Raw genomic sequence first — 1,396 nt, forward strand, 5'->3', positions numbered from 1 at the left:
GTGGCCGGGCGCGCCGGGGCCCCCCCGCCCCCCCGGGCCGGCCCCGCCCCCCCCCCCCCCCCCACGGCCGGTGGGAGAACGGTCCGGCCGGGGAGCCGGACGGTCGGAGGGAGGACGGTCCGGCCGGGGCGGGACGGCCACGGAGTCGGACGGCTGTGGAGCGGGGCGGCCGGCCAGAGGACGGTCCCGCCGGAGGCGTCTCCTCAGTGGGCGAGGTTGACCTGTGCCCTGTGGTGGTCGTGTTTCTCGATCAGGTCGACGAACCCGAGGGCGTAGTCACCGGCGGAGATCGCCCCGCCGTCCTCGGGCTGAACGGCGACCTCGTCGCCGAGCCGGTACGTGCCGAGGCGTTAGCCCGGCGCGTGTGCGCCGAACCCGAGCGCCGGGCTCACGAAGACCCAGTCGAGTGACGGGGGCGTGGCCGGGAGGTCCTCGAGGATGAGCGCCGCCCCGGCGAGGATCTCGCCGTGGAGCTCCGCCGGGATGTGGCTGAGGTCGGTGACGAAGCGGTCCGCCCCGGGCGCGGGGCGCAGCGACGAGTAGCCGCCGACGACGAACAACGTCGCGCCCGCGGCGTCGGCCAGCCGCGCGACGGTCCTGTTGACCTCGCGGAAGGTGCCGGCGAGCGGCCCGCGCGGGGCGAGCGCGGCCACGACGAAGTCCGCGCCCTCGATGGGCGCCGAGAGCGCCGCTTCGTCGGTGGCGTCGCCCTGGACGTGGATCACGTTCGCGACGGGGGCGTCGGGGAGCGAGCGGCTCAGCGAGGTGACCTGATGGCCACGGGCGGCGGCCTCAGCGACGATGGCCGAACCGGCGTAGCCGGTGCCGCCGATGACGGTGATGCGGGACACGGGGTGCCTTCCTGCGGGAGGGGGTGGCGTCGGGCGACGCCCCGCGATTACCGTATGAGCCCAACTCTCCAGCGGGAAGTAGGCACTTTGTGGTAACCACTCGGCCCGAGTCGGTGCTCCGCGGCGGCCCCCACCGCGCGGACTGCCCGACCCGCCACATCCTGGACCGCATCGGCGACCGTTGGACGGTGCTCATCGTGGGCGCTCTCTGGGACGGCGACGTCCGCTTCTCGGAGCTGCGCCGGCGCGTCGAGGGCATCTCGCAGAAGATGCTGACCCAGACCCTCCGCGGGCTCGAACGGGACGGACTCGTGCACCGCACCGCGTACCCCGAGGTCCCGGTACGCGTCGAGTACCGGCTCACCGAGGCGGGCCGCACCCTGCGCGAGCCGCTGCGCGCGCTGGAGGAATGGTCGATCGCGCACCTGGGCGACGTGTCGGCGTCGCAGGAGGCCTACGACCGCGGGGAGCGGACTTCCGCCGGCTCCACAGGCGGTGGCGAGTAGGGCGGGGGCGGGGCGCCGCCGAGAGCACGTCCCTACGGG

The 1,396-nt window shown here is 75.2% G+C and carries 2 protein-coding genes; one reads left to right on the forward strand and one right to left on the reverse strand.

Annotation, left to right across the window (positions count from 1 at the left end; all coding sequences use genetic code 11):
• Nucleotides 1-350 precede the first annotated feature (350 nt).
• Nucleotides 351-851 carry an NAD(P)-dependent oxidoreductase gene (locus tag LCE31_RS29195; RefSeq protein ID WP_225019505.1) on the reverse strand — a complete coding sequence of 167 codons (501 nt, stop codon included), beginning with the start codon at nt 849-851 and terminating at the stop codon, nt 351-353.
• Between the two features lie 89 nt (nt 852-940).
• On the opposite strand from LCE31_RS29195, the gene LCE31_RS29200 reads away from it, so the two are divergent.
• Nucleotides 941-1,357, forward strand: a complete 417-nt coding sequence (locus LCE31_RS29200) for a winged helix-turn-helix transcriptional regulator (protein ID WP_225019507.1) — start codon at nt 941-943, stop codon at nt 1,355-1,357.
• Nucleotides 1,358-1,396: the final 39 nt, after the last annotated feature.

Origin of the sequence: Streptomyces sp. 8L (assembly GCF_020176795.1) — a bacterium.
Lineage (GTDB): Bacteria > Actinomycetota > Actinomycetes > Streptomycetales > Streptomycetaceae > Streptomyces.